Source organism: Mesorhizobium sp. WSM1497 (genome assembly GCF_001672455.2).
GTDB lineage: Bacteria > Pseudomonadota > Alphaproteobacteria > Rhizobiales > Rhizobiaceae > Mesorhizobium > Mesorhizobium ciceri.
This window is the reverse complement of record NZ_CP021070.1, coordinates 3,556,930-3,582,705: the sequence shown is the minus strand read 5'-3', so window position 1 is coordinate 3,582,705 and position 25,776 is coordinate 3,556,930. Positions and strand designations below refer to the sequence as shown.

Annotated in this window: 22 protein-coding genes; 11 read left to right on the top strand and 11 right to left on the bottom strand. The window is 64.0% G+C overall.

Features of this window, described 5'->3' with window-relative positions; translation table 11 throughout:
* Positions 1-3 precede the first annotated feature (3 nt).
* Positions 4-3,957, bottom strand: a complete 3,954-nt coding sequence (locus tag A9K65_RS17350) for an AsmA family protein (RefSeq protein WP_064993792.1) — start codon at positions 3,955-3,957, stop codon at positions 4-6.
* A 129-nt stretch (positions 3,958-4,086) separates the two neighbouring features.
* On the opposite strand from A9K65_RS17350, the gene A9K65_RS17345 reads away from it, so the two are divergent.
* A complete protein-coding gene (locus A9K65_RS17345) occupies positions 4,087-5,058 on the top strand; it encodes a Dyp-type peroxidase (protein WP_064993793.1) in 972 nt (323 codons plus the stop codon).
* A gap of 25 nt (positions 5,059-5,083) precedes the next feature.
* Here A9K65_RS17345 and A9K65_RS17340 read toward each other — a convergent pair whose 3' ends face one another.
* Entirely contained in the window at positions 5,084-5,680 is a 597-nt protein-coding gene (locus A9K65_RS17340) for a TetR/AcrR family transcriptional regulator (protein WP_198327501.1), read from the bottom strand.
* A 132-nt stretch (positions 5,681-5,812) separates the two neighbouring features.
* Between A9K65_RS17340 and A9K65_RS17335 the strand changes: the two genes are divergently transcribed.
* Together A9K65_RS17335 and A9K65_RS36615 are read left to right on the top strand one after the other, a co-directional pair.
* On the top strand, positions 5,813-6,316 hold the full coding sequence (locus tag A9K65_RS17335; protein WP_064993795.1) for a DinB family protein: 504 nt from the start codon (positions 5,813-5,815) through the stop codon (positions 6,314-6,316).
* 275 nt (positions 6,317-6,591) lie between these two features.
* Positions 6,592-6,822 carry a hypothetical protein gene (locus tag A9K65_RS36615; RefSeq protein WP_157678516.1) on the top strand — a complete coding sequence of 77 codons (231 nt, stop codon included), beginning with the start codon at positions 6,592-6,594 and terminating at the stop codon, positions 6,820-6,822.
* 54 nt (positions 6,823-6,876) lie between these two features.
* On the opposite strand, the gene A9K65_RS17325 is transcribed toward A9K65_RS36615, so the two are convergent.
* Complete coding sequence (locus A9K65_RS17325; protein WP_064994044.1) at positions 6,877-8,289, bottom strand: FAD-linked oxidase C-terminal domain-containing protein; 1,413 nt, start codon at positions 8,287-8,289, stop codon at positions 6,877-6,879.
* A gap of 163 nt (positions 8,290-8,452) precedes the next feature.
* On the opposite strand from A9K65_RS17325, the gene A9K65_RS17320 reads away from it, so the two are divergent.
* Both A9K65_RS17320 and A9K65_RS17315 read left to right on the top strand, forming a co-directional pair.
* On the top strand, positions 8,453-8,932 hold the full coding sequence (locus A9K65_RS17320; RefSeq protein ID WP_013531007.1) for a thioesterase family protein: 480 nt from the start codon (positions 8,453-8,455) through the stop codon (positions 8,930-8,932).
* A gap of 235 nt (positions 8,933-9,167) precedes the next feature.
* A complete protein-coding gene (locus tag A9K65_RS17315) occupies positions 9,168-9,365 on the top strand; it encodes a hypothetical protein (protein ID WP_013531006.1) in 198 nt (65 codons plus the stop codon).
* Positions 9,366-9,393: 28 nt separating this feature from the next.
* Here A9K65_RS17315 and A9K65_RS17310 read toward each other — a convergent pair whose 3' ends face one another.
* Positions 9,394-9,873 (bottom strand): Lrp/AsnC family transcriptional regulator, encoded by a 480-nt coding sequence (locus A9K65_RS17310; protein WP_013531005.1) that lies wholly within the window; start codon positions 9,871-9,873, stop codon positions 9,394-9,396.
* 89 nt (positions 9,874-9,962) lie between these two features.
* Here A9K65_RS17310 and A9K65_RS17305 point away from each other — a divergent pair, with 89 nt between their 5' ends.
* The 3 genes from A9K65_RS17305 to A9K65_RS17295 all read left to right on the top strand — a co-directional run bounded on the left by A9K65_RS17305 (position 9,963) and on the right by A9K65_RS17295 (position 12,569).
* Entirely contained in the window at positions 9,963-10,871 is a 909-nt protein-coding gene (locus A9K65_RS17305) for a DMT family transporter (protein WP_064993796.1), read from the top strand.
* Positions 10,872-10,977: 106 nt separating this feature from the next.
* Entirely contained in the window at positions 10,978-12,126 is a 1,149-nt protein-coding gene (locus tag A9K65_RS17300) for a histidine kinase dimerization/phosphoacceptor domain -containing protein (protein ID WP_027160613.1), read from the top strand.
* Positions 12,123-12,569: a response regulator gene (locus tag A9K65_RS17295; protein ID WP_013531002.1), complete on the top strand. Its 447-nt coding sequence runs from the start codon at positions 12,123-12,125 to the stop codon at positions 12,567-12,569. The genes A9K65_RS17300 and A9K65_RS17295 overlap by 4 nt, the downstream gene beginning before the upstream one ends.
* Before the next feature lie 9 nt (positions 12,570-12,578).
* Here the strand turns inward: A9K65_RS17295 and A9K65_RS17290 are convergent, their stop codons facing one another.
* A complete protein-coding gene (locus tag A9K65_RS17290; protein ID WP_064993797.1) occupies positions 12,579-13,463 on the bottom strand; it encodes a dienelactone hydrolase family protein in 885 nt (294 codons plus the stop codon).
* A gap of 427 nt (positions 13,464-13,890) precedes the next feature.
* Between A9K65_RS17290 and A9K65_RS17280 the strand changes: the two genes are divergently transcribed.
* On the top strand, positions 13,891-14,325 hold the full coding sequence (locus tag A9K65_RS17280; protein ID WP_013530999.1) for a hypothetical protein: 435 nt from the start codon (positions 13,891-13,893) through the stop codon (positions 14,323-14,325).
* A 138-nt stretch (positions 14,326-14,463) separates the two neighbouring features.
* Here A9K65_RS17280 and A9K65_RS17275 read toward each other — a convergent pair whose 3' ends face one another.
* Positions 14,464-16,779: a glucose/quinate/shikimate family membrane-bound PQQ-dependent dehydrogenase gene (locus A9K65_RS17275; RefSeq protein WP_064993799.1), complete on the bottom strand. Its 2,316-nt coding sequence runs from the start codon at positions 16,777-16,779 to the stop codon at positions 14,464-14,466.
* A 194-nt stretch (positions 16,780-16,973) separates the two neighbouring features.
* Between A9K65_RS17275 and A9K65_RS17270 the strand changes: the two genes are divergently transcribed.
* Positions 16,974-17,804: a DUF2059 domain-containing protein gene (locus A9K65_RS17270; RefSeq protein WP_064993800.1), complete on the top strand. Its 831-nt coding sequence runs from the start codon at positions 16,974-16,976 to the stop codon at positions 17,802-17,804.
* Positions 17,805-17,895: 91 nt separating this feature from the next.
* Positions 17,896-20,496, top strand: a complete 2,601-nt coding sequence (locus tag A9K65_RS17265) for a UvrD-helicase domain-containing protein (protein ID WP_064993801.1) — start codon at positions 17,896-17,898, stop codon at positions 20,494-20,496.
* A 147-nt stretch (positions 20,497-20,643) separates the two neighbouring features.
* Here the strand turns inward: A9K65_RS17265 and A9K65_RS17260 are convergent, their stop codons facing one another.
* The 5 genes from A9K65_RS17260 to A9K65_RS17240 form a co-directional block, all read right to left on the bottom strand.
* The gene (locus tag A9K65_RS17260; protein WP_064993802.1) at positions 20,644-21,693 is read right to left on the bottom strand and encodes an ABC transporter permease; all 1,050 of its coding nucleotides are present in this window, start codon (positions 21,691-21,693) and stop codon (positions 20,644-20,646) included.
* Entirely contained in the window at positions 21,690-22,487 is a 798-nt protein-coding gene (locus A9K65_RS17255; RefSeq protein ID WP_013530993.1) for an ATP-binding cassette domain-containing protein, read from the bottom strand. Before A9K65_RS17255 ends, A9K65_RS17260 begins: the two co-directional genes overlap by 4 nt.
* An 89-nt stretch (positions 22,488-22,576) precedes the next feature.
* Complete coding sequence (locus A9K65_RS17250; protein ID WP_013530992.1) at positions 22,577-23,590, bottom strand: substrate-binding domain-containing protein; 1,014 nt, start codon at positions 23,588-23,590, stop codon at positions 22,577-22,579.
* A 103-nt stretch (positions 23,591-23,693) separates the two neighbouring features.
* Positions 23,694-24,602, bottom strand: coding sequence for a sugar phosphate isomerase/epimerase (locus A9K65_RS17245; RefSeq protein ID WP_013530991.1), 909 nt, complete (start codon positions 24,600-24,602; stop codon positions 23,694-23,696).
* The gene (locus A9K65_RS17240) at positions 24,599-25,630 is read right to left on the bottom strand and encodes a Gfo/Idh/MocA family oxidoreductase (protein WP_064993803.1); all 1,032 of its coding nucleotides are present in this window, start codon (positions 25,628-25,630) and stop codon (positions 24,599-24,601) included. The genes A9K65_RS17245 and A9K65_RS17240 overlap by 4 nt, the downstream gene beginning before the upstream one ends.
* Between the last annotated feature and the right edge of the window lie 146 nt (positions 25,631-25,776).

Sequence of the window (25,776 nt, the reverse complement as noted above, 5' to 3'; positions counted from 1 at the left end):
CTACTACTGCAGCGACTTCAGCAGATTGTCGATCGTGAACGGATTGGACTTCGGCTTGGCCGGCGGCGGATTGTCGTTGGCCTGCGGCAGCGGCGCCCGTTCCACCTTCGGAGGCTGCGCGGCCTTGCGTTCGGCTTCGAGCCTTGCCTTTTCCTGCGAGGCAATACGCATCGCCTCTTCCGCCTTCTGCCGCTCCTGCTCGGTCTGCGCCTTGGCGGCCTCGTCGGCGGCCTGCTTTTCGGCAGCCGCCTTCGCATCGGCCTTGGCTTTGGCATCTGCGTCCGCCTTGGCTTTCGCCTCCGCATCGGCCTGAGCCTTTGCGTCCGCCTCAGCCTGAGCCTGTGCATCCGCTTCGGCCTTGGCCTTGGCGTCAGCTTCGGCTTTGAGCCGCGCTGCTTCCTCCTGCCGGCGCAATTCCTCGGCCGCCTTGTCGCGAGCATCCTGCAGCGCAGCGTAATAGCGCACTTCGCGCCGCAGCCGCTGCTTCTCGAGCAGCGCGGCCTGCATCGCCTCGACGCGCTGCTGCTCCTTCTCCAGCGCGCGCTGGGTCAGGAACTGCGCCAGCGGCTCACTGTCGAATGCTCGTTTGACCGCGCCGAACGGCCCCTCGGCGGTGAAATTCACAACCGGCTCGGAGCCGACCAGCGCCTCGTCGCCAGGCTGATAAGTGATCGCACCCTTGGCCGACACCGTGGCCGCGTTGAGATCCGCCGTGATGTCGGCGGACAAGGTCGCCGCTGGATTTTCCAGGCTGACCGGCGGCGCCCGCAGCGTGCCGCCGGCAACCGTGAAGGCTATGTCGGTATCGCCGGCGGCAAAACTGCCATCAGCGGCGATCTCGGGCGCGAAGCCGGCGGTCTTGGCCGCATCGATGTCGCGCCCGATCACATCCGCCTTGGCGAGGAACGCACTGAACGCATCTGGATTGAGGCCAGCAACTTTCACGCCCTTCAACGCCGCAGTTCCGGAGCCTGACAAGGCAGCCACCATCCCTTCGACCGATTTGCCGCTGCTTGACAGCGCCGTCGACAAATCGCCGATGCCGCTGATGCCGGCATCCGGCAGCACGGTCGCCAGATCGGCGCCCGCCAGTTTCATCTGGCCAGAGAACAGCCCGGTGCCGTTGTTGTTCTTCAACTCGAATAGGCCGGTCAGCGCTCCGCCCAGCAACTTCGCCTTGAGATCCGAAACGCGGATGCCTTCCTGGTCGAGCTTGAGCGAAAAGGCGGCGTCATAGGCGGTGGCGAACCGGCCGGCGGCCAGTGCTGCCGTCGTCAGGTCGAGGTCGGCGGTGAATGGCAGGCTGGATTTCTGGCTGAACGGTGTCGCCGGCCACACGCCACCCTTGCCTGCCCCGTCTTTGGCTGCGCCCTCCTTGTCGGCCAGAAAGGCGGAGTCGCCGAACAGCGCCACCGCCAGGGGATCGAGGTCGAGTTCGTCGAGCGCCAGCGCCCCGGCCAGATGTGGCACGCCGTCCTTTACATCGATAGTGACGTCGCCGGACACCGCCGCTTCGTTGATGGCGCCGCTGAGTTCGTCCAGCACCAGCAGGCCGTTGCCGTAGTCGCCCTGCGCGGCGAGCGACGTCGACATGCCCGCCCCCATGCCTGGCAGGCCGATGCCCGACGTCATCAGCCATGGCTCGATGTCGGCGGCATCGAGGCTGAGCTTGCCCTTGGCGGCGAGGCCTTGCGGCGTGTCGGCGATCGTTCCCTCGAAACCGGCCTTGAAGTCATTGCCGGAAAGGCTGAAATTCGTCGCCAGGCCGCCGCCAAACGTGCCCTTGGCCTGAATATCGGTGTTTGCCTCGCCCAGCATGCCGAGCGGCAGCGCCGGCAGGCCATAGAGCGCCAGCAGCGCGGTGGCATCAGGGTTCTTGGCGTTGAAGGTCAGCGCCACCGGCGCTTCGAGAAGCTTGTCCACCGCCCCCTTCCCCGACAGCGACGCCGAAAAGGCCGAGCCGCCCGCCTTGCCTTGCCCGCTCACCGCCAGGCCCGTGGTGCCGTCGCCATTGTCGGCTGCACTCGCCACCAGGTCGATGCGCGCATCCTGGAACAGCTCGGGATAGGCAGCAGCACGGCTCGACAGTCCCCTGAGCACGGCACTGTCGGGATAGTGCTGGGCGGCGACATCGATCAGCGGCTTCAGATCGACGGCAACCACCGACGCATCGAGCTTGCCGGTCGGGCTCGCGGGGAAATCCTTGATCCGGCCGGTGGCGCTGATCGAGGCGCCGGCCAGCCCGCCCACCGAAAGCCGGTCGATTTCGAGCAGCCCGTCGCGCAGCCTGAGCGCCGTGTCGACCGTGTCGGCGGTCAACCCGCCGGCGTTGACCGGCCCGGCCTTGATCTGGAAATCGAGGTCGCGGTCGGCAAAGCGATTGGCGCCCTTGTCGCTGACGAAGATCGAGGCGAAGGCCGCCAGCCCGTCGACATCGAGATCACCGCCTTCAAGCCGCATCAGCACCGAGGGCTTGGCATCGTCGGGCTGGCTGGAATCGATGCGGCCGGAAAACTTCGCCTTGCCCAGGATCAGTTCGAGATCGCTGAAGGCCTGGCGCTTCTGCGAGAGGTCGACCTTGGCCTTGAAGCCGGCGGCCGGCAGGCGGCGGATCGCCTCGTCGACATCCTTCGACAGCCAGGCGGCAAAGCCGGAAGGTTGCGCCACGGCCAGCAGCAGCGAGCCGTTGAAGCCGAAATGACCTTCCAAATTGAGCACCAGCATGCCATCGGCTTCCAGCGTGGTGCGGCCGGGCAAGGTCGCGGCAAGCGATTTCACCGACCAGCCGCCATCGACCGGCTCGGCGGAAAGATGCACGTCGCGCACCGTGGTGTCGCCGACCACCACCGCCGGCAGCTTGACCTCGACAGTGCCGGGGATGGTCGGCTTCGGCATATCGAGCAGCGCTTGCTCAAACGCCGCGATGCGCTGGTCCAGCGTCAGGCCGGCGCCGGCTTCGGCGCCCACCGCCTCGTCGAACTGCACCTGCGCGCCATTGGCCTCGATGGCGAAACTCGGTTTCAGCCCGAGATCGACAGAAGCCTTGCCATCGGCGGTGTAGGGGTTGTCGAGCGGCCCGGTCTCGAAGCGGAATTCGTCGACCCCGAGTTTCTGGTGGTCGAGCGAAAATTTGCCGTTCAGCCGAAAGCCCGGATCGGGCTTACCGGCCGAGACTTTCACCGTCTCGCCATCGGTGCCGCGCAGCTCGGCGCTGTTCTTGTCGGCACCGGAGATCTTGAACTGGCCGGAGTAGACGGCAGCCCCATTGACGATGCCGGCATTGCCGTCGGTCTCGATGACCAGCGGATAGGCGTCCGGATCGGCCTTCAGCCGAAACCGCATCTGTCCTGAGCCTTCGGCCTTGCCGGTGGACGCGGTGACCGCGGTGCGCAACCCGTCCAGCCGCAGCGTGCCGTCCATGCGCCATGGGCCGGCCAGCGACTTGGCCGAGACGGTCGAATTGATCTCGGAAAACAGATGGCTGCGCCCGCCAGCGGCATGGCGAACTTCGATCTGACCCTCCGTCACCGTCAGCTTCTCGATCGAGATCTGGCTGGGGTCGAAGGGCGAGGACGGCCGTATCGCCCAGTCGACAGTGCCGTCATTGGCGATATCGATGGTCGCTTTCGGCCGCACCAGCCGCATGTCGAAGATCAGCACTTCACCGCGCAGGAAGGGCGCCAGTTCCGCGTCCATTGAAAACGTCTCGACCGTCATGGCCGGCTGGCCGTTGGGGCCGCCGGCGACGGCGACATTCGAGAAGGTCACCGAGGGAAACGGCAACAGCCTTGCGGTGGCGTCGCCCTGCACGGTCACCTTACGGCCGAGAATGGCGCTCGCCTCGCGCTCGAAGTCGGCGCGGTAGCCGGTCCAGTCGATAAAATACGGCACCACCAGCGCCGCACACAGCACCAGCACGAACAGGCCACCAAAGATCACGAACAGGCGTGCGAGCATCAGCTCCGAATGGGTTGAATGAAATTCTGCCGCACTCTACCCGCATCCGCGTGTCGATAAAGAGGCAATTCATCCAGTTGCGCGATCTCCGGTGATCTGAAACAAATCCCGGCGAAGCGGAGAAATCGGATGTCGGGCAAGAACTGGGATCGCGTGCCGATCGATGCGCAAAGTGTCGACGCTCCGCTGTCGCTTTCGGCGGTCTTTCTTGTCGTCGCCGTCGCCAGTGGGCAGAGCGCGCTCGCCAAGGTTGCGTCGGTGCTCGGCAAACTCGACGACCTGGTCAAAAATGTCGGATTCCGCGACCTTTCCGGGCGGCTGTCGTGCATCGCCGGCATCGGCCGCGATCTCTGGGATCGTCTCTCTCCAGACCGGCGGCCGCTGGAACTGAAACCGTTCGCGCCGATCAAGGGTGCCGTTCATTCGGCGCCTTCGACCGCCGGCGATCTTCTCTTCCACATCCGCTCCGAGCGACCCGACATGTGCTTCGAGTTCGAGCGCATCCTGCTCGACAATCTCGGTGACGGCGTAAGCGTCATCGACGAAGTGACGGGCTTTCGCTATTTCGATGCGCGCGACCTGCTCGGCTTTGTCGACGGCACCGCCAACCCGACGGGTCTCGATCTGCCGGCCTCGGCGCTCGTCGGCGATGAAGACGCCGATTTCGCCGGCGGCAGCTATATCGTCGTCCAGAAATATCTGCACGATCTCCAGGCGTGGGCGAGAACGCCGACGCCTCTCCAGGAGGAAATCATCGGCCGCACCAAGATCGACAACATCGAAATCGACGATGACGACGCGCTGCGCAAATCGCACAAATCACTGGCCACCATCGAGGATGCCGACGGCAACGAATACGACATATTGCGCGACAACATGCCCTTCGGCCGGCCGGGGCTAAACGAGTTCGGCACCTACTTTATCGGCTATAGCAGGTATCTCTGGGTGATCGAGAAGATGCTGCAGCGAATGTATATCGGTGACCCGCCGGGCGCTTACGACAGGCTGCTCGATTTCTCGACGCCGCACACCGGCACGACGTTCTTCGCGCCAACCCGCCCCATGCTGCAAGTGCTTGTCGAGGGTGCACAGAAGAGCTAGTCGGGCTCAGTTAGATGCCGAGCGATCAGCCCGTGCGTCGGCTGCGCAGATAGGCGCAGACCAGTTCGATGAGTTCCGCTCGCAAGGCCGGCGATTGGAGTTCGCCATGTCGCGCCGCGGCGTGCACGACCCCTTCGACCGCGCCCGACAGCACGCGCGCGGCAATGTCGTCGCGTTCGGGATCGGCTTTGCCCTTGGCCGACGCGATTACCGCCCGGTAGCGGCGCAGATACTCCGCCTCGAACTGATCCTGCGTCGAGCGGGCGGCAAGCGGCACTTCGTCGATCAGGACGCGATGCAGTTCCTGATCGACGCTGTGGGCGGCGACGACGCCATCGACAAGCTTGGCCGCCCGCTGTTCCACCGTGATCGCTGAGTCGCGCTCATCCGAACCGGATATGGCCGCGAGCACCGCGTCGAGATGGCGTTTGCGGATCTCCTCCGCCAAGGCCAGCTTGTTGGGGAAATACTGGTAGATCGAACCGACGCTGACGCCGCCCACGGACGCCGTTTCATTGGTGGTGAAATCCGCCCAGCCGCGCCGTGCCAGAACGCGAGCCGCCGCCTCCACGATCATGTCCACGGTCGCACGCGAACGCTGCTGCCGTGGTGCTTTGCGCACGCTTCCAGATTGCAAGGGAACGCGAGTAGCCATATCGGGGCTTCTTCCGCAAAATGCGACTGTCAGCTCACATTTATCGAGCGGGCCGCGACAAGCAAGTCCCGCCTGTCACCTGAACAACGAGAGGCCATCATGAGCAGCAAGACCCTGCTTCACTCCCTGTTCCGCTACAAATCATGGGCTGATGATGGGCTGCTTGCCTTGCTGGCAGGGATCGAGAGCGACGTATCGGAAGAGCAGTTCGGCACGATCCTCGAGACCATCAATCACGCGCATGTCGTCGACAAGATTTTTGCCTCGAACGTCCAGAAGCAGAAGCACGGTTTTCGCGATACAGGCACGAGCAGCACGCCGACACTCGCCGAGTTATCGAAGGCGATCACCGAAACCGACCAGTGGTATCTGCGCTATGTCGAACAGCTGGAGCCCGAAGCTCTGGCGGAGCCGATCCCCTTCACCTTTGCCAGTGGTGCTCCAGGGGAAATGTCACGCGAGGAGATGTTGGCACACGTCATTACCCATGGCGGCTATCATCGCGGCGAGGTCGGCAGGATCGTGACCCAATTGTCGAAACCCACGTCTCCCGACACGTTCACCGGCTATCTTCATCAGGCCGAGCCGGTGCGTCGCGCGTGAACCCCGAACGAGCTGCCGTCGACACTAGCTTCTTTGGAACGTGTCCGCGCTGGTCGACATCGAACGCCACCAATTCAGCTTTTCGATTTTCGCGGGTTGGCCCTCGCCGCCGGCCTTTATCGCCGCATCCGAGACGACAAACCACAACGTCTCCATTTTGCCCGCCCGAAGGAGGCCGGTGTAGGAAACGATCGCATCCCCAACCGCCGTCTTTCCGCCGCCGGCAAAACTGATGCAGTCGCCGCGGTGGACGCCTAAATCGGAATCTCCTGGCCATGGAAACCGCTATCCGGCAGCGCGGTTCGAAACGATCCCGATATACGATTGTCCGCATCATCGGTGATCTCGACAATGGACCCGTATTGATTCTTCCAGACGCCTTTCCAGTTCATGGGCGGCCGCTCCGCTTTGACGATATGCGTCGGTTGCCGCAACGTGAAAAGGTGGGAATCGGTTCCGAAGGTGCCGGCAATTCCAGGCCCACCGTGCGGCCGATCTCGGCCTGAAACGTGGCTCGGTCCAGGACAAAGCCGCATGCGAACCTTGCGTCGAAGGACTGGCTAGTTTTGCGGCAGGATTTTGCCCGGATTCATGATGTTTTGCGGATCCAGCGCCTGCTTGATGGTGCGCATGATGTCGACGCCGTGGCCGAGCTCGTGGCGCAGGAAGCCGATCTTGCCCTGGCCGATGCCGTGCTCGCCGGTGCAGGTGCCGTCCATGGCGATGGCTCGCATGTTGAGCCGCGCGACGAACTTTTCCGACAGCGCGATCTCCTTGGGATCGTTCACATCCATCAGCACCAGCACGTGGAAATTGCCGTCGCCGGCATGGCCGACGATCGGCGCGATCAGGCCCATCTCGGCGATATCGGCCTCGGTTTCCATGACGCATTCGGCAAAGCGCGAGATCGGCACGCAGACATCGGTCGACAGCCCCTTGGCTCCCGGCCGCAGGGTCAGCGACGACCAGTAGGCGTCGTGCCTCGCCTTCCACAATTTGGTGCGCTCCTCGGCGACGCTGGTCCACAGGAACGGCCCGCCGCCATTTTCCTCCGCGATCATGCCGAAGGTTTCGGCCTGTTCGGCAACGCCGGCATCGCTACCATGAAACTCGACGAACAGGCACGGGCTCTCGGGATAGTCGAGCTTGGAATAATTCTTCATCGCCCGCATCTGCAAGGCGTTGACCAGTTCGATGCGCGCCACCGGGATGCCCATCTGGATCGTCGCGATGACCGCGTTGCAGGCCGCCTCGACGCTCGGAAACGGGCAGACGCCGCCGGAGATCGCCTGCGGGATGCCTTGCAGCTTCAAGGTCAGCGACGTGATGATGCCGAGCGTGCCTTCCGAGCCGACCAGCAGCCGCGTCAGATCATAGCCGGCCGAGCTCTTTTTCGCCCGCTTGCCGGTTGTCACCGTTTCGCCGTCGGCCATGACGGCGGTCAGCGACAGCACGTTCTCGCGCATCGTTCCGTAGCGCACCGCGTTGGTGCCGGAGGCCCGCGTTGCGGCCATGCCGCCCAGCGAGGCATTGGCGCCGGGATCGATCGGAAAGAACAGGCCGGTGTCGCGCAGATGCCGGTTCAAATCCTCACGGGTGACGCCGGGTTCGACCGTGCAGTCGAGATCCTGCGGATTGACCGCCAGGATACGGTTCATGCGCGATGTGTCGACCGATATGCCGCCGCCCGGTGCGTTGGTGTGACCCTCCAGCGAGGAGCCGACGCCGAAGGCGATCACCGGCACGCGGTGCGCCGCACAGGCGCGCACGATCTCCTGCACCTCGGCCGTCGTCTCGGGGAACGCAACGCCATCCGGTGCCTGCGTCGGAATGTAGGTGGTGGTATGTGCATGCTGCGAGCGGATCGCCTGGCCGGTCTGGAATCGCTCGCCGAGCTGCTGCTTGAGGATCCCGAGCACCGCAGCGATGCCTTCCTCGTTGCGTTCGACCGGGTTGAGGTCGCTCAGAGCCATGAATTCCTCCGCGAATGGACCAGCGTCCATGCTTGTTATGCGTCTATGGATGCGTAAAGCAATTCCAGGAAAAGTGTGAAGCGGTTTTCCGTCCGAAATTGCGTCAGAACAAATAGAGTCTCCGGAGCCACGCTCTGTCCAGCACCAGAACAAGGAAGTTTCGATGCCCATCCCCACTCCCTTCGTCTCGAAACCCATGGACATCGAGAAGGACTGGATCGACTACAACGGCCATCTCAACATGGCCTATTACAACGTGCTGTTCGACCGCTGCTCGGACGACGCCTTCGAGGCAATGGGCATGGGACCGAACTATGCCAGGGATCGCCGCCTCACCATCTACACCGCCGAAGTCCATGTCTGCTACGTGCAGGAGCTGCATCTCGAGCACAAGGTCACGGTCTCCTTCCAGCTCATCGACCATGACGACAAGCGGCTGCGGGCCTATCAGGAAATCCGCCATGTCGACGGCTGGCTGGCCGCGACTTCCGAATCGCTGTCGCTGCATGTCGACATGTCGGGGCCGAAGGTGGCGCCCTTCCCCGCCGATGTGCTGGCCAGGGTCGAAGACATGCGCGCCGCCCATTCGGCCCTGCCGATGCCGGAGCGGGCCGGCCGCTCGATCGGCATCAAACGCAAATAGGGCGATGCCGACACGTCTCGTTTCCGGCTTCAAAGCCACACCGGCGATCTAAAATCGCAGAACCTTGCCATCGACCGGCGGCGGCGCTTGAAGCGGCGCGGCGCCCTCGTTAACCTTACCAAGGTTTTAACGGGAACAAGCCATTTGAGCCGTTGCGCGACTCAGCGGGCCGGTCGAAAACGATCTGCATCGAGGTAGCGACACGGGCGGCGCGGCGCCGGTTCGAGGAAAGTGCATGAAAACCGACATCAAGGTCGAGGTGGACAGGTTGGCTGCCGATCCGCGCATCACCGACTACGATTTCTGGCGCTCGCTCAAGAACGTCAACAATGAGATCTTCCACATCGCCAACAACAACGAGCCGATCCCGTTCGACATGATCCGCTGGCGCGCCATCCTGAAACAGGCGCGCATGAAGCGCGGCCACGCATAAGGTCCTCGAACGGAACAATCCCCGCAGGTCAAGCCTGGCGCCTCAACGCCGCCAGGGCCGAACGCGCCACCACCGGCGAGGACTGGATGATCGCCGTGTTGGTCATCGCGTAGGGAATGATGCGGTCGATCACCCGCTCGAGGTCGACCACCGACCCGACATGCGCCAGCGCGATGAAACAATCCTCTCCAGTTACGCGGTCGCATTGCACGATCTCCGGCAGTTCGCGGATGATCTCGGCCACGACGGCCAACTGCCCCGGCACTGGCCGGATGCGCAGCCATGCCGACAGCGGCAGGCCGAGTGCCGTCGGGTTGATCCTGACCGAATAGGCCTCGATGACGCCGCTTTCCTGCAGCCGCTTGATGCGCTCAGCCACACTCGGTGCCGACAGGCCCACCGAGCGTGCCAGCTCCGCCGTGCTGGTGCGCGCGTCCTTTTCCAGCAGGCGCAGGATCTTCATGTCGGCGGCATCGAGATCGGCGCTTTCAGTTCGAAGGCGCTTCATGGAAAACTCCTTTATTCCGGGAGAAAGATAGCCGAAATAGCTAATCATCATCTATATAAATAGGCAAATCTGCCTGCGATACTGATCCGATGGATGATCAAACGCAAGCTCTCGCGGCGACCGCTGCCCCGGGCAACTTCACCCTGGGCAAGCTGACGGAAAAACTGCCGCCGCATGTCTGGTTCGGCGTCAGCGCCGTCTTCCACTATCTCGGGCCGGCCTTCGCCGTGCTGCTTTTCCCGCATGTCGGCGTGCTCGGCATGGCGTGGCTGCGCATCGCCACGGCAGCACTCATCTTCGCACCCCTGACCCGTCCATGGCGAAGCTTCGCACGCGCCGATGGCACGACGCGGCTGCTGTTGCTGGCCTTCGGCGCCTGTCTGGCGGTGATGAACTGTTCGTTCTACCTGGCGCTCGACCGACTGCCGATCTCGCTGGTGGCGGCGATCGAATTCGTCGGCATCATCGGCGTCGCGGCGATCGGCCTCAGGAGCACGCGCAATCTCGCCGCCCTTGCCATCGCCGTCGCCGGCACCTTGCTGCTCATCGATGTCAGATGGTCCGACGATCCCATCGGGCTGTTCTGGGCCATCCTCAACGGGGCGCTGTTTGTCGGTTACATCGTACTCGGCCATCGCGTCGCCGCTTCAGGCGCCGGCAGCGGCATCGCCGGCCTGGGTGCTGCCATGGCGATCGCCTTCATCGTCGTGCTGCCGATCGGCTTCACCGATGCGCTGCCGGCCTTTTTCTCACTGCCGCTGCTGCTCGCCGCCATCGGCGTCGGCATCTGCTCGTCGGTCATTCCTTACATCTGCGACCAGTTCGCCATGTCGCGGCTGCCACGTGCGAGCTTCGCGCTGATGCTGTCGCTGCTGCCGGTCACCGCGACGCTGATCGGCGTCGTCGTGCTGCGCCAGATTCCGGGTTTTATCGATTGCCTCGGCATTGCGCTGGTGGTCGCCGGCGTCGCCTTCCACAAGCCGGCATCGGCCGGCTAACTCCGGAGGCCTGATTCTCGGTACGAACTGCGACAGGAAGGCTCAAGATTGAACCAAATCGGCGTCTGATCCGTTGTCACCCGCGAAAATGGCTTGGAGTGACAGAATGGAATGGAAACGGACCAGGGAGCCTGCCGACGCCTGGCACATGACGGACGATCTGCATGTCGAGCACGGCAAGGGCGATCCGTTCGCGGCGGCTATCCGCGCCACCCGCATGTCGATGATCATTACCGATCCCCGACAGCAGGACAATCCTATCGTGTTCGCCAATGACGCTTTCCTGCGACTGACCGGATATGAGCGTCATGAGGTTCTGGGCAGGAACTGCCGCTTCCTGCAGGGACCGAAGACCGACAAGGCCGCTGTCGAACAGATACGCGCGGCGATCGAGGATGAAACCGATGTCAGCGTCGATATCCTGAACTACCGCAGGGACGGCTCGACCTTCTGGAACGCGCTCTACATCAGCCCCGTTTCGAACGACAAAGGCGATTTGCAGTTCTTTTTCGCATCGCAGCTCGACGTCTCGGATCGCAAACAATCGGAGAGTCGCATCAACGCGGACAAGGACCGCTTCGAAAAGGCGGTGAAGGAGCGCACCGCGGAACTGGAAGCCGCCCTCGAGGCGCAGACCACCTTGCTGCACGAGGTGGATCACCGGGTGAAAAACAACCTGCAGATGATCTCTTCCCTCATCATTATGCAGCGGCGGACCATACGGGACGAAGCGATCAGGCGTTCGTTGACCACCATGCTGGAGCGCATCGAAGCCCTGAGCACGGTGCATCGGCGGCTTTATCAGTCGAAGGACGTCAGCAAGTTCGATGTGGCGGATTTCGCCAAGGATTTGGTGACAGACCTGCTGACGGCGTCGGGGCGCTCTGAGATCAGTCCGGCTCTCGACCTGGAACCGATCGTCATTTCCGCGGAAAAGGCAACGCCCGTCGCTCTGATGGTCAACGAACTCGTCACCAATGCTCTCAAGCATGCCTTCAAGTCCAAGCCCGACGGAATGTCGGCCGGCCGCCTGGGCATCAAAATGAGCCAGCCCGACGGCCACTTGAATATCGAGGTGTCGGACGACGGCGTCGGCATGGCCGACGCCAACGGCGATGCCTCGTTCGGCATGCGGCTGATCAAATCGCTCGCCCGCCAGTTGCATGCCGAGATCGAATGGCGCGACACCGGCCCCGGCACGAAGGTCGTTATCTCGATCCCGAACGAACCTCAGGAAAAAGGGAATGTGTCATGATTGAGCCGCTCAAGGTCCTGATCATCGAGGACGAAGCGCTGCTGGCAATGGAGCTGGAGAGCCTTGTCGAGGACGCCGGCCACAGCGTCGTCGGCTGGGCGACCTCTTCGGCGGAAGCCATGGCCATGGCGGATGCGACCGAAGCCGATATCGCCTTCGTCGACATCCATCTGAGTGACGGGCCGTCCGGCATCGACGTGGCCAAGTACATAGGCGAAAGGAAGAGTTCGACGGTGGTGTTCATGACCGCCAATCCGAAGCGCATCCCCGATCATTTCGCCGGCGCGATCGGCGTCATAGCCAAGCCTTACACGATGAACGGGCTGACGTCGGCGTTGCGGTACCTGCAGGAAGGCGTGCGCCGCCCGCCCCCCGTTTCGGCGCGGCCGGCCGGCTTCACCCTGTCGCCGGCCTTCGAAACCGCCTGGGCGCCGGCGGCATGACAGCTGAAGTCATTTCAGTTTTTCCCGAAGGAAGGCGATCGTTCTGCCCCAGGCGAGGTCAGCCGCCTTCTTGTCGTAGCGCGCCGCCGACGTATCGTTGTTGAAGGCGTGGTTGGCGCCTTCATAAACATAGACCGTGTAGTCGACATGCGCCGCGTCGAGTTCCTTCTTGAAGGCGTCGATGCCGGCATTGATGCGCTCGTCCAGTCCGCCATAGTGCAGCAGCAAGGCCGCCTTGATCTTGGATACATCGGCGGCCTTCGGCTGCATGCCGTAATAGGCAACGCCGGCACTGAGATCGGGCGCGTTGACGGCCAGCATGTTAACCGTGCCACCGCCCCAGCAGAAGCCGATAGCGCCGACCTTGCCGTTGCCGTCTTTGTCGCTCTTGAGGAAAGCGACGGTCGCAACACCGTCAGCGATGGTCTGCGCCGGATCGAGCTTGCCGAACATGTCGCGCGCCCTGTCTTCGTCGGTCGGCGTGCCGCCGAGCGGCGACAGAAAATCCGGCGCCAGCGCCACGAAGCCTTCCAGCGCCACGCGCCGCGCCACATCGCGGATATGCGGGTTGAGCCCCCTGTTCTCATGCACGACGATGACGGTACCGAGCTTGCCCGCCTGGTTCGCCGGCTTGACCAGATAGCCCTTCATCTCGCCGCTGCCGCCGGGGTAGCTGATGTCCTCGCCCTTCACGCGCGGATCGTTGTCGGCGACGATTGCTGCTCGCGCCGAATTTGCCGCCAGAAGCGGCGCGATCGCCGCCGCCGCACCTGATCCGGCAAGCCGGGTCAACTGCTCCATGAACCGGCGGCGATCGAGCGTCAGATGCGTGTACTCGTCATAGGCGTCGATCATCGCCTGGGTGATGGTGGGCTTGGCGTCGGGTCTCGTCATGGATGGGCTCCTCTGCTTCGGGCTTCAATTCCCAGCTACATAGGGACCAAGCCGGCATCATCCAGTCGAGCACTCATCGCTGCCGTCGATCGCCTCAGGCGTATGCCGCCGGCCGCGTCCGGGCAGCAAAGCCGGTGCCCATGCGCGGCCGTGTCATCACTTTTTAGTCATTGGCGATAAATCCTGCTGGCGCTGCCACAATCGTGAAGGAAGGTGGCTATCGACGGTATCTTGACCGCGTGCCTCAGACCCAGAAGGAAGCGAGACCATGACCATGCCTTCCCCGATCCTCGCCAGCGCGGTCGTCCTTGCGGGGGCCGCCGCTTTGGCCCTACGCTCGATGGTTGTGAATGCAGGCAGACTATCGTTGATCAGGGTCCGCACTGAGCGGAACCGCAACACGAAAACCCAGGGTTGAGGTGACGCCATGAACGTCCAGGACATCGTCAACACCGTTTCGCAGAAGGCGGGCCTCGACCAGGCGACGACGGAGAAAGTCGTCGGCACCATTTTCTCGGTGCTCGAACACGAGGCGGAAGGCACCAGCGCCTCGGCGTTCTTCGCCAAAATCCCCGGCGCCGACGACCTCGCCCATCAATATGACGTCATGGCCGCCGCTCCGGCCGGCGGTGGCGGTTTTCTGTCGTCGTTGCAGGGCGCGCTTGGCGGCGTTCTCGGCGAGAAGGCCGGCGCGCTGATCAACGGCATCGCCGCGCTCAAGGCATCCGGGCTCGACATGGCGCAGATCCAGAAGGCCGGCGCGACGCTGATCCAGCAGGCCGAAGCCGCCGCCGGCCCCGACCTGACCAACAAGGTGCTCGGCTCGGTGCCCAGCCTGAAGGGTCATTTGGGGATTGGCTGATCGACAACGGGCCGATCGGAAGATTTCCCGCCCCTCATCGCCCAGTCGGGCACTTTTCCCGGTCACTATGCGGGGAAAGGATACCGGCACAGATGAGGGGCGGCGCGACCTCTGAAAGATCGCGTTACCCTGTCGCCCCTACTTCGGCAGCGCGTAGGCCATCACATAGTCACCAGGCTTGGTGCCGACCGAACCGTGGCCGCCGGCGACGATGACCACGAACTGGCGGCCGTCGGCGACCGTATAGGTCATCGGCGTCGATTGCCCGCCGGCCGGCAGCCGCGCCTGCCACAGCTGCTTGCCCGATGTCAGGTCGTAGGCGCGCAGGTAGTCGTCGACTGCGGCCCCCAGGAAGGCGACGCCACCGGCGGTGACCATCGGCCCGCCGATGCCGGGCACGCCGACCTTCAGCGGCAGCGGCAGCGGCGTCATGTCGTAGACGGTGCCGTTGCGGTGCTTGTAGGCGATCTTGCCGGTCCTGAGATCGGCACCGGCGACATAGCCCCAGGGCGGCGCCTGGCAAGGAATGCCGAGCGGCGACAGGAACGGTCCCATCACCACCGCATAGGGCGCGCCCTCGTTGCGGTTCAGCCCCTGTTCGCTGCCCCGCCCTTCGTCCGGCGGCGGCACCTGATCGCGCGGGATCAACTGCGACTTGAACGCCAGATAGGTCGGCATGCCGAACAGCACCTGCCGGACCGGGTCGACGGCGACGCCACCCCAGTTGAAGGTGCCGAAATTGCCGGGGTAGATCAGCGAGCCCTGGACGGAAGGCGGCGTATAGCGACCCTCATAGCGCAGGCCCTGGAATTCGATCCGGCAGGCCAACTGGTCGAACATGGTGAGGCCCCACATGTCGGCGCCGGTCAGCGGCTTCGGCATGAAGGTGAGGTCGGAGACCGGCTGCGTCGGCGATGTGTGGTCGCCTTCGATCGCGCCGCCGGGCGCCGGCACTTCGTTGACCGCGATGACCGGCTCACCGGTGCGGCGGTCGAGCACATACAGATCGCCCTGCTTGGTCGGTCCGACCAGCGCCGGCACCACCGTGCCGTCGGGTTTGGTGATGTCGATCAGGCTCGGCTGCGCCGGTACGTCCATGTCCCATAGATCGTGGTGCACGGTCTGCCGCACCCATCGCACCTGTCCGGTGTTGAGGTCGAGCGCGGTGATCGACGACGAGAACTTCTCGACATTGGCACTGCGCCCGGCGCCGAGCTGATCCGGCGTCTGGTTGCCGAGCGGCACGTAGAGCAGGCCGAGCTTCTCGTCGGCGCTCGGCGTCGACCACATGTTGGGCGAGTTGGCGGTATAGGTCTGGCCGGCCGGCAGCGGCGTCGTCTGGTCCGGATTGCCGGAATCCCAGTTCCACACCAGCGCGCCGGTGGCAGCGTCGTAGGCGCGAATGACGCCGGACGGCTCCTGTGTCGAATAATTGTCGTTGACCGCGCCGCCGACAATGATCTTGCCGCCTGAGATCAGCGGTGCCGAGGTCGAGTAATAATAGCCCGACTTCGGATAGGGCATGTTGGTCAGAAGGTTCAGCGTGCCGCCCTCGGCGAAAGCCGGACAGATCTGCCCGTTGGCGGCGTCGAGCGCGATCAGCCGCGCGTCCGAGGTCGGCAGGTAGACGCGGGTCGCACAGGGCTGCCCGGCGGCGCCGGCGGCATCGGCGTAATAGGCCACGCCGCGGCAGGTCTGGTGCTGGCGGTCCTTGTCGAGCTTGACCTTGGGATCGAAGCGCCATTTCTCCTTGCCGCTCGCGGCATCGATGGCGATGGCGAAATTATGCGGCGTGCAGATGTAGAGCGTGTCGCCGATCTTCAGCGGCGTCACCTGATAGGTGGTCTCGCCGACATCGTCGGGACCCTTCACGTCGCCGGTCTGGTAGGTCCAGGCAGGCTGCAGCTTGGCGACATTGTCCGATGTGATCTGGTCGAGCGGCGAGTAGCGCTGGCCGAACTGCGTGCGGCCGTAATAATGCCACTCGCCGGCCGGCACGTCATTGCCGAGATTGGCGTTGGCGACCACCTTGTCGGTGCCGAGTTCGCCGGCAATGTCCTTCGGATCCGAAGTCATCGAATAACCGGCGACGGCCAGTGATGCCAGCACGGCAAGGATCAGCGGCGCGCGTGCGTCAGGGCCGACAAGACCCCGTCTCGCCCACGGCGTCAGCAGCCACAAAGCGAGAAGCACGATGACGCCGCCGCGAGGCCCGAGTTCCCACCAGTCGAAGCCGGTTTCCCAGACCGCCCAGGCCAGCGTGCCGAGCACGATCGCCGCGTAGAGCCACAGCGCGGTGGACCGGCGCCGGTAGAGCAGCCAGGCGGCGATCAGGAAGGCAAGGCCAGCAACGACATAGTACCAGCTGCCGCCCAGCATCGCCAGGCGGATGCCGCCGCCGCCGAGTGCCAGGCCGATGAGGAAAAGAATGAGGGAGGTGATGGTGACAGCCAAGATGATACTCCTTCGACTGTTGCGCTTTGCCACGCCAAGGACAGCCCGATGTCCCGTTCCTGCCCTGCGCACAGCTTTCTCCTGCCCGCCCCGCCTGTCAAGCTGGCCCACACGCCAAGGTGGCAATTCATCTTGCCTGCGGTCGGGTTATCGAGCAGTCTCCGTCGCAGCATCACCGTGGAGTAGACCGAGTCATGCCCTTCGTCTTTCCGCCATGGATGCGCATTGCCGGCGCGCTGTTCGGCTTCGTCGTGCTTATGGCTGGCAGTCAACCGGCGTCGGCACAAACGCTCGAGGAGATCAACAAGGCAAGCGGCTTCCACGAGATGCTGGCCGGCCTCGGCCCAAGCATAGTCGCCGGCATCAAATCCGTGCCGGGGCCGGAAAAAGTCAAGGAAGCCTTGTCCGCCGCCGCTGAAGGCGCTTTTGACGCTGACAGGATGGAGAAAGCCGTAGAGGCGCGGATGAGGGGCCGGTTGCAGCCCGTCGATCTCACCGATCTGGCTGCTTTCTTCGATTCACCATTGGGCAGGCGGGTCACAGCCCTGGAGATCCAAGCGTCCGATCCGCAAGCCGTGGGGCGCAAGAAGATCGAAGGTCCGAAAATCCTTGGAGGACTTCAGGCGGGAGATCCGGCACGGCTCGCGTTGTACCGGAGAATCGTCGACGATACCAGCGCCGTGGACATGGCTGAAGCGATCGCATTGAACATGGGCTATGCGATGGTTTCGGGAATGCTCGCGGCAGCCGGGCAGCCTTTATCGGATCAGCAGATAATGGTGCTGGTGCATAAGCAGGCCGGCAACCTTCGTGAAAAAGCCGAAAAGGGGATCATGGAAGGAAATGCTTTCGCCTATCGTGACTTGTCGCTCGACGATCTCAGGCTTTACGCGGCATTTCTCGCGTCCCCTGCGGGCAGCCATTACTACGACCGGATGCAGACGGCACTCGGCGCCGTGATGACCGATGAGGCGCGTTCGTTAGGGCAGCGATTTTTCGTCGCTCTCGGCTATCGCAAGGCCTGAACAGCCCGTACATCCTTGCCGCCAGCACTTTAGCGGAACAAAACGTAGACAGTTCTGGTCTTTCCCCACCGAATCACTACATTCGGGGGCGATGTCCGGCTTTTCCGAAGACATGCCCTTTTTCGACGAACCCAATGCGCGGCCCTCGGCCCCGTCGGGTATCGCCGCGCGCGCCATGGCTGCCCGCAGCGGACACAACAACGCACCCGACTATCTGAAGGGACTCAACCCGGAGCAGCGGCTAGCTGTTGAAACAACGGAGGGTCCGGTTCTGGTGCTGGCCGGCGCCGGCACCGGCAAGACCCGCGTGCTCACCACCCGCATCGCCCACATCCTCGCCACCGGCAAGGCGTTCCCGTCGCAGATCCTCGCGGTGACCTTCACCAACAAGGCCGCGCGCGAGATGAAGATCCGCATCGGCGTCCTGATCGGCGAAGGCAATGTCGAGGGCATGCCATGGCTCGGCACCTTCCACTCGATTGGAGTGAAGCTGCTTCGCAGACATGCCGAACTCGCCGGCCTGCGCTCCGACTTCACCATCCTCGACACCGACGACGTCGTGCGGCTGATCAAGCAGTTGATCCAGGCCGAAGGTCTGGACGACAAGCGCTGGCCGGCCAAGCAGTTCGCCCAGATGATCGACGGCTGGAAGAACAAGGGGCAAGGCCCCGCCGACATTGCCGAGGGCGACGCGCGAGCCTTCGCCAACGGCAAGGGCCGCGAACTCTACAAGGCCTATCAGGAGCGGCTGAAGACGCTGAACGCCTGCGATTTCGGCGACCTGCTCTGCCACCCGATCCGCATCTTCCGCGCCAATCCGGACGTGCTGAAGGAATACCATAAGTGCTTCAAGTACATCCTCGTCGACGAGTACCAGGACACCAACACCGCCCAGTACATGTGGCTGCGGCTGTTGGCGCAAAGGCCTCAAGGCAAGCCGATCTCCCCCCTTGAGGGGGAGATTGGGCGCTCTTCGGCCGAAACCCGCGCCACCGTAAACATCTGCTGCGTCGGCGATGACGACCAATCCATCTATGGCTGGCGCGGCGCCGAGGTCGACAACATCCTGCGTTTCGACAAGGATTTTCCCGGCGCCACCATCATCCGGCTGGAGCGCAACTACCGCTCGACCGCGCACATCCTTGGTGCCGCCTCCCACCTCATCGCCCACAATGAGGGCCGCTTCGGCAAGACGCTGTTCACGGATCGCAACGATCCCGAGGATGGCAAGGTCAATGTCCACGCCGCCTGGGATTCCGAAGAAGAAGCCCGCGCCATCGGCGAGACCATCGAGGCCTATCAGCGCCAGAAGCACAATCTCAACGACATGGCTATTCTTGTCCGTGCATCCTTCCAGATGCGGGCCTTCGAGGATCGCTTCATCACACTCGGCCTCAACTACCGCGTCATCGGTGGCCCGCGCTTCTACGAGCGCCTGGAAATCCGCGACGCCATGGCTTTCTTCCGTGTCGTCGCGCAAGGCGCCGACGACCTCGCTTTCGAACGTATCGTCAATGTGCCCAAGCGCGGCTTGGGCGAAGCCACCATCCGCCAGATCCACGACACCGCCCGTGCGCTGCGCATCCCTATGCTGGAGGCCGCCGCCAAGCTCGCCGAAAGCGACGAGTTGAAGCCGAAGCCGCGCGCCGCCTTGCGCGAAGTGGCGGCCAATTTCGAGCGCTGGCAGAAGGCGCTGGAAACCACGCCGCACACCGAACTCGCCGAGACCATTCTCGAAGAGAGCGGCTACACGGACATGTGGAAGAACGACCGCTCGGTGGAAGCCCCCGGCCGGCTGGAGAACCTGAAAGAGCTGATCCGCTCGATGGAGGAGTACGAATCGCTGCGCTCCTTCCTCGAGCACGTCGCGCTGGTCATGGACGCCGAACAGAATGCCGGGCTCGACGCCGTCTCGATCATGACGCTGCATTCGGCCAAGGGCCTCGAATTCGAGACCGTGTTCCTGCCCGGCTGGGAGGAAGGCCTGTTCCCGCATCAGCGCGCGCTCGATGAAGGCGGCCGCTCCGGGCTGGAGGAAGAGCGCCGCCTCGCCTATGTCGGCCTGACGCGGGCCAAGAAGAACCTGCATATCTGGTTTGTTTCCAACCGCCAGATCCATGGCCTGTGGCAGTCGACGATCCCGTCGCGCTTCCTCGAGGAATTGCCGAACGCCCATGTCGAGGTCGCTGAAAGCGGCAACTCCTACGGCGGCTACGGCAATTCCTATGGCGGCGGTTCCTTTGCCTCCGGCCGCGGCGGCCAGGGCGCAGGACGGCAGAACCCCTATGGCGCCTCGCGCTTCGACAATGTCGGCGCCGACAGCGAAAAATCCGGCGCCTTCTCCAACACCTATGCGACGCCGGGCTGGCAGCGCGCGCAGGCCAACCGCACCGAGGCGACCGACCGCAACTGGGGCTCGCGCTCCGGCCACCAGGTCGAGCGCATCGGCTACGGCGAGACGGACAGCGGCTACGGCGCCGGCCGCACCTCGGTCAAGGGCCGCACCATCGACGGCGAACTGGTCGCCAAATCCGTCTCCGACAAGCCGTCCGCCTTCAACGTCGGCGACCGTGTCTTCCACCAGAAATTCGGCAACGGCAACATCTCGGCCATCGAAGGCAACAAGCTGACCATCGACTTCGACAAAGCCGGCCAGAAACGCGTGCTGGACGGGTTTGTCGCCGCGGTGTGAAGATGGCGTTTTCCCCGCGGAAGCCTCACCTTCGTCATCCACGGGCGAAGCAAGGAGGGTAGCGACGCGGCGCAGACCCGAGGATGACGAAGTGATTGATGTCTACGCCAATCGTCAAGGCATGCGGTCCGCCAACGAAACAGCCCCTCACCGATACCGCGCCTGATTCCATTTGTGCCCCAGCAGCGACAGGATGATGATCAGCCCGTTGAAGAACTGCACATAGAAACCGCTCAATCCCGCCGCCACGACGCCGGTCTGGATGAACGACACGGTGACCGCGCCGATGGCGCCGCCGACGACGGTGCCGATGCCGCCCCAGGTCGGCGTGCCGCCGACGAACACCGAGGCCAGCACCGGCAGGAGATAGCCGTCACCGGCGGTCGGCCACCAGGTGAAGTTGATCATCACCGAGAAGGTGCCGGCGATCGCCGCACCGATGCCGACGAAGACGAACACTTTCACCCGCACGCGCTTGACGTCGATGCCCATCTGCTGGGCGCTGTCGGGATTGTCACCCACCACCCTCACCTGCGCGCCGAAACGATGGCGGTTATAGAGCATCGCCGACAGCACGACGAAGCCGATGGCCCAGAAGATCTGCACCGGAATGCCCAGGAGCTGGCTGGAGAAGATCGTGTAGGCCCAGCTGTCGCTGAGGCTGGTCAGCGCCATCGACTTGCCCTCGTTGATGATCTGGATCAGGCCGCGCAGCAGGAAATTCATGCCCAGCGTGGCGATCAACGACGACAGCCCGCCATAGACGACCAGCGAGCCTACCAGGAAGCCGAGCAGCATGCCGGTGACGAGTGCCGCGGCGATGCCGAGAAACGGATCGTAGCCGGCCTGCACGACCAGCGCGAAGACCCATGAGGCGAAGCCCATCGTTGCCGGAAACGACAGGTCGATCTCGCCGCAGGTGACGACGAAGACCAGCGGCACCACCACGAACAGCGCAACGGGGAGCGTCGTCAGCACCGAACGGTAGAGATACCAGGTGGTGAAAACGGTCGGGTTGGCGATCAGGAACACCGTCATCATGACGATGAACACGGCGAGCGTGCCGAGCGCGGCACGGTTGTCGAGGATGAAGCCGCGCATCCAGTGATCGGATGGGTGCCTCCATTCCTTTTGAGAACTGGGACGGGGAATGCCGGCGGACGGCTCGTGCAGGTTGGGCTCCATGGTCTTGCTCATCGTGCTCTCTGCTCCGCGTCGCCGGCATCGTGCAGCCCGGCCAATCCGCCGGGATGCGCGACCTCTTCCATGAAGTTGATGAGATCTTCGGCCGACTTGACCTCGCTGCGGTCGGTCGTCAGTGCAACCTTGCCGCGGTCCAGCACCACGAAGCGGTCGGCGATGTCGAAGACATGATGGATGTTGTGGCCGATGAACAGGATCGAGCGGCCGCTCGCCCGCACCTGGCGCACGAAATGGAACACCTTGGCGGTCTCGGTCAGCGACAGCGCCGTCGTCGGTTCGTCGAGGACGATCAGCTCGGCCTGCTTGTAGATGGCGCGGGCGATCGCCACGCCCTGGCGTTCGCCGCCCGAAAGCTGGCCGACGATCGACTGCGGCGTGAACACTTTCGAGGTGAAGCCGATCTCGCGCATCAGCCGGCTTGCCTCCTCGATCTCCTTGTTGACCCTGAGAAAGCCCATGAAGCCGGTCAGCTCGCGGCCCATGAAGATGTTGCGAACGATGGTCTGCTGCACGGCCAGCGCCCGGTCCTGGAACACCGTCTCGATGCCGGCCTCGCGCGAACGCGCCGCGCTCCACCCGGTCACCGGCTTGCCACGCACGAGGATTTCGCCGCTGGTCGGCTTGACCACGCCCGAGAGTATCTTGATCAGCGTCGACTTGCCGGCGCCATTGTCGCCGAGCAGGCCGACCACCTCGCCGCGGTCGACGCTGAGATTGACCCCGCCCAGTGCATAGACCTGGCCATAGGACTTGCTGATGTCGCGCAGTTCGATGAGGCGTTCGGCCATCGGATGCTCGCTTTCATTGTCTCGTGCCGGCGTCGTCGCCAGCGGTCCCGCCGGCCGGGGCCTGAGATCCCGGCCGGCGGCTTGGGAGGTCAGCGCAGCGCCTGCTTGGCGAGCTCGGCGACGATCTCGTAATTTTCGGGCGTGACGAAGCCGGCGCCGGTGTCGACATTCATCGGCGCCAGCCCCAGCACAACCTGCTGGCAGAGGCTGAGGATCGGCAGATAGCCCTGCAGGAACGGCTGCTGGTCGGCGGTCAATTGCACCCAGCCACCCTTGAAACCCTCGACGATCTGCGGGCTGGTGTCGAAGCCGAAATTGAAGATCTCGCCCGCCTTGCGTCCGGCCGCCTGCATATAGGTCGAGACATTGCCGAGCATCTGCCCGCCGGGATAGCCGACCGCCTTGACGTCGGGATTGTTGAGCAGCGCCGCGGTGATCACCGGAATGGCCAGGTTGGGATCGGACGCCCATTCGCCGCTCGGCGGTGAGGACAACTGGATGACCTCGACGCCGGCTTCCTTGAGCGCCGCCACCGTGCCGCGTTCGCGCGCGCCGCGACTTTCGTTTTCGAACGGGCCGATCATGATCGCCTTGTCGCCGGCCTTCAGCTTGCCCAGTTTGAACGCCTCGGCGCCGAGCGCGCGGCCCTGCTGTTCCTGCTGGGCGCCGACATAGCCGCCGCCGAACGCTTCCACCACCTTCGGCACAGGCACGTTCTGGTACATCATCTTGATGCCGTCCTTGTGCGCCTGTTCGGCGAGCGGCATGATTGATGCGTCGCCCGGATGGCCCATCATGGCGATGCCGTTGGGCTTGACCGCGACGGCCTCGCGCAGTTGCTGCACCATCTTTTCGATGTCCCACTGGGAGAAGATGTAGTCGACCTTCGGCCCCAGATCGGCCTCTGCCTGCTTGGCGCCATTGTAGACGATGGTGCCGAAAGCGTCGCCCTCGGCGCCGCCGACGAAGAAGCGGATGTGGACGTCCTTGCACCATTTGGCGTCGAGCGCCTGCGCGGGCAAGGTGGAGATCGCAGCGGCAAGCACCGTGGCGGCGGCCACGACGGTCGAGCGCAGAACTGTCCTTCTCATCGTCATGCTCATGCACTTATCCTCCCTTTTTGTCCTCGCAAGCGAGGGGTTTCGACATTCGCTTCGGCAATGTGCGTTGCAGACATCCCGGCCGGCTCCTCCCGCCGGCCGATCCTCACATCGGGTTCGGCAGGTAGCTGGCCCCTCCCCGGCATTGCTTGAGATATTCCAGCGCCCGCACCTGCCCGGTGATTTCGAGATCGCCTCGATAGACAGGGTCGTGCCAGCCTTCGATGTCGATGGCGCCCTTGTATCCGGCCAGCCGCAATTCGCTGATCACCCGCGTCCAGTCGCTGTCGCCGAAGCCCGGCGTTCGCATCTGCACGAAGGGCAGCCGGCCGAACACGCCATGCTCGCGGATGACATCCCAGCGCACCGTCGCGTCCTTGCCGTGGACATGGAAGATGCGCGGCGCCCATTTGCGGATCTGCGGCATCGGATCGATCAGATAGACGAGCTGGTGGCAGGGCTCCCATTCCAGCCCGAGATTGTCGTCCGGCACTTCGTTGAACATCAGCTCCCAGGCGTCCGGATTGTGGGCGATGTTCCAGTCGCCGGCGGCCCAGTTGCCGTCCATCGCGCAGTTCTCGAAGGCGATGCGCACGCCCTTGTCGGCGGCGCGTCTGGCCAGCGGTCCCCAGACCTCCTTGAAGCGCGGCAGGCTGTCGGTCAGCTTCTTGCCGCGCAGGCGGCCGGTGAAGCCGCTGACCATCGAGGTGCCGAACAGATGCGCATTGTCGATGACCGTCTCCCAGGCCTTGAGCACGCCGCGATCGACCTCGCCGTCTTCCAGCGGATTGCCGAACACGCCGAGCGAGGACACGGTGACGTCGGCATCGCCGATCGCCTCGCGGATCTGGCCGGCCAGCCGCGGCAAATCCTTGCCGCCCAGCGTCTGCCAGAAGAAGGGCTGGATGCTCTCGAAGCCGAGCGGCAGGATCTGCTTGATGTAAGCCGCCGGGTCGTCGAGATTGGCCCGCACCATGGTGCCGATCCGGATGTCGAGAAGCGGGTTCGGCGTCATTGTGCTTCCTCTGCGATTGTCACGCGGCGGCCGGTCTCGGCGCTTTCGATGGCGCCAAAAACCATGGCCAGGCTCTTGATGTTGTCGCCGCCGCGCGTTTCCGGCTCGGTGCCGGTCTCGATGGCGTGCATGAAATCCTGGAGAATGCCGAGATGGCCGCCGACGCGATCGGACGCATCGAGCGGCGGCACCTCGATCGGCTGGGTTTTGTCGAACATTCCCTCGCGGCCCGGCATCACTGCTTCTGCCCTCAAATCGTCATGACCGTCCCAGATGAGGCTGCCGCGCTCGGCAACGATGCGCCATGCACTTTCCCAACTGGTGCGGAAGCCGGCCGCGCACCAGCTGCCGGCGTAGGTGAAGACCTTGCCGTCGCCGAGATCGAAGACGGCGCTGGCCGAAGATCCCTGCCTGTACCAGGAACTGGCCGGCTCCCATTCCTGGCAATAGACGCCGGCCGGCTCGCCATTCACCATGTAGCGAGCGGCGTCGAAGGTGTGGATCGCCATGTCGAGCAGCAGCACATGGGCCATCTCCTCGCGAAAACCGCCGAAATGCGGCGCGACGAAGAAGTCGGCGTGGATGCTGGTCGGCGCACCGATGGCGCCGGAGTCCAGGAACCTCCGGATGCGCCTGACATTGGCGACATAGCGGCGGTTCTGCACGACCGCATGGATGCGCCCGGCGCGGCGCGCGGCCTCGACGATGGCGCGCGCATTTTCCGGACTGTCGGCGAGCGGCTTTTCCGTCAGCAGATGGCAATTGTGCGCAAAGGCGGACAGCGCGACCGCGCGCCGGGCGGCGGGAACCACGACATCGAACACCGCTTGCGGTTTGATCTGATCGAGGACGGTATCGAGGCTGCTGCCGATGACGGCATTGGCGAGGCCGTATTCGTGCGCCCGCGCCCGTGCCCTGTCGGCATCGAGATCCACGAGGCCGACAATGGCGAGCCCGTCGACTTGCTGCGCGGCATCGAGCCAGGCCTTGCTCATCGCTCCGCAGCCGACCAGGACGGCATTGATCATCCGGCGCTCCTCCTCCGCTCGGTCCCTCCAGACCGATCATCACGGCATCCACGGCATGACCGTAAACGTTTTCCGTAAACGTTTACGAGAACACACCCGAAGGCGTAGAATGTCAATTGGCCGCTCGTGAAAATCGTCCTGTCGCC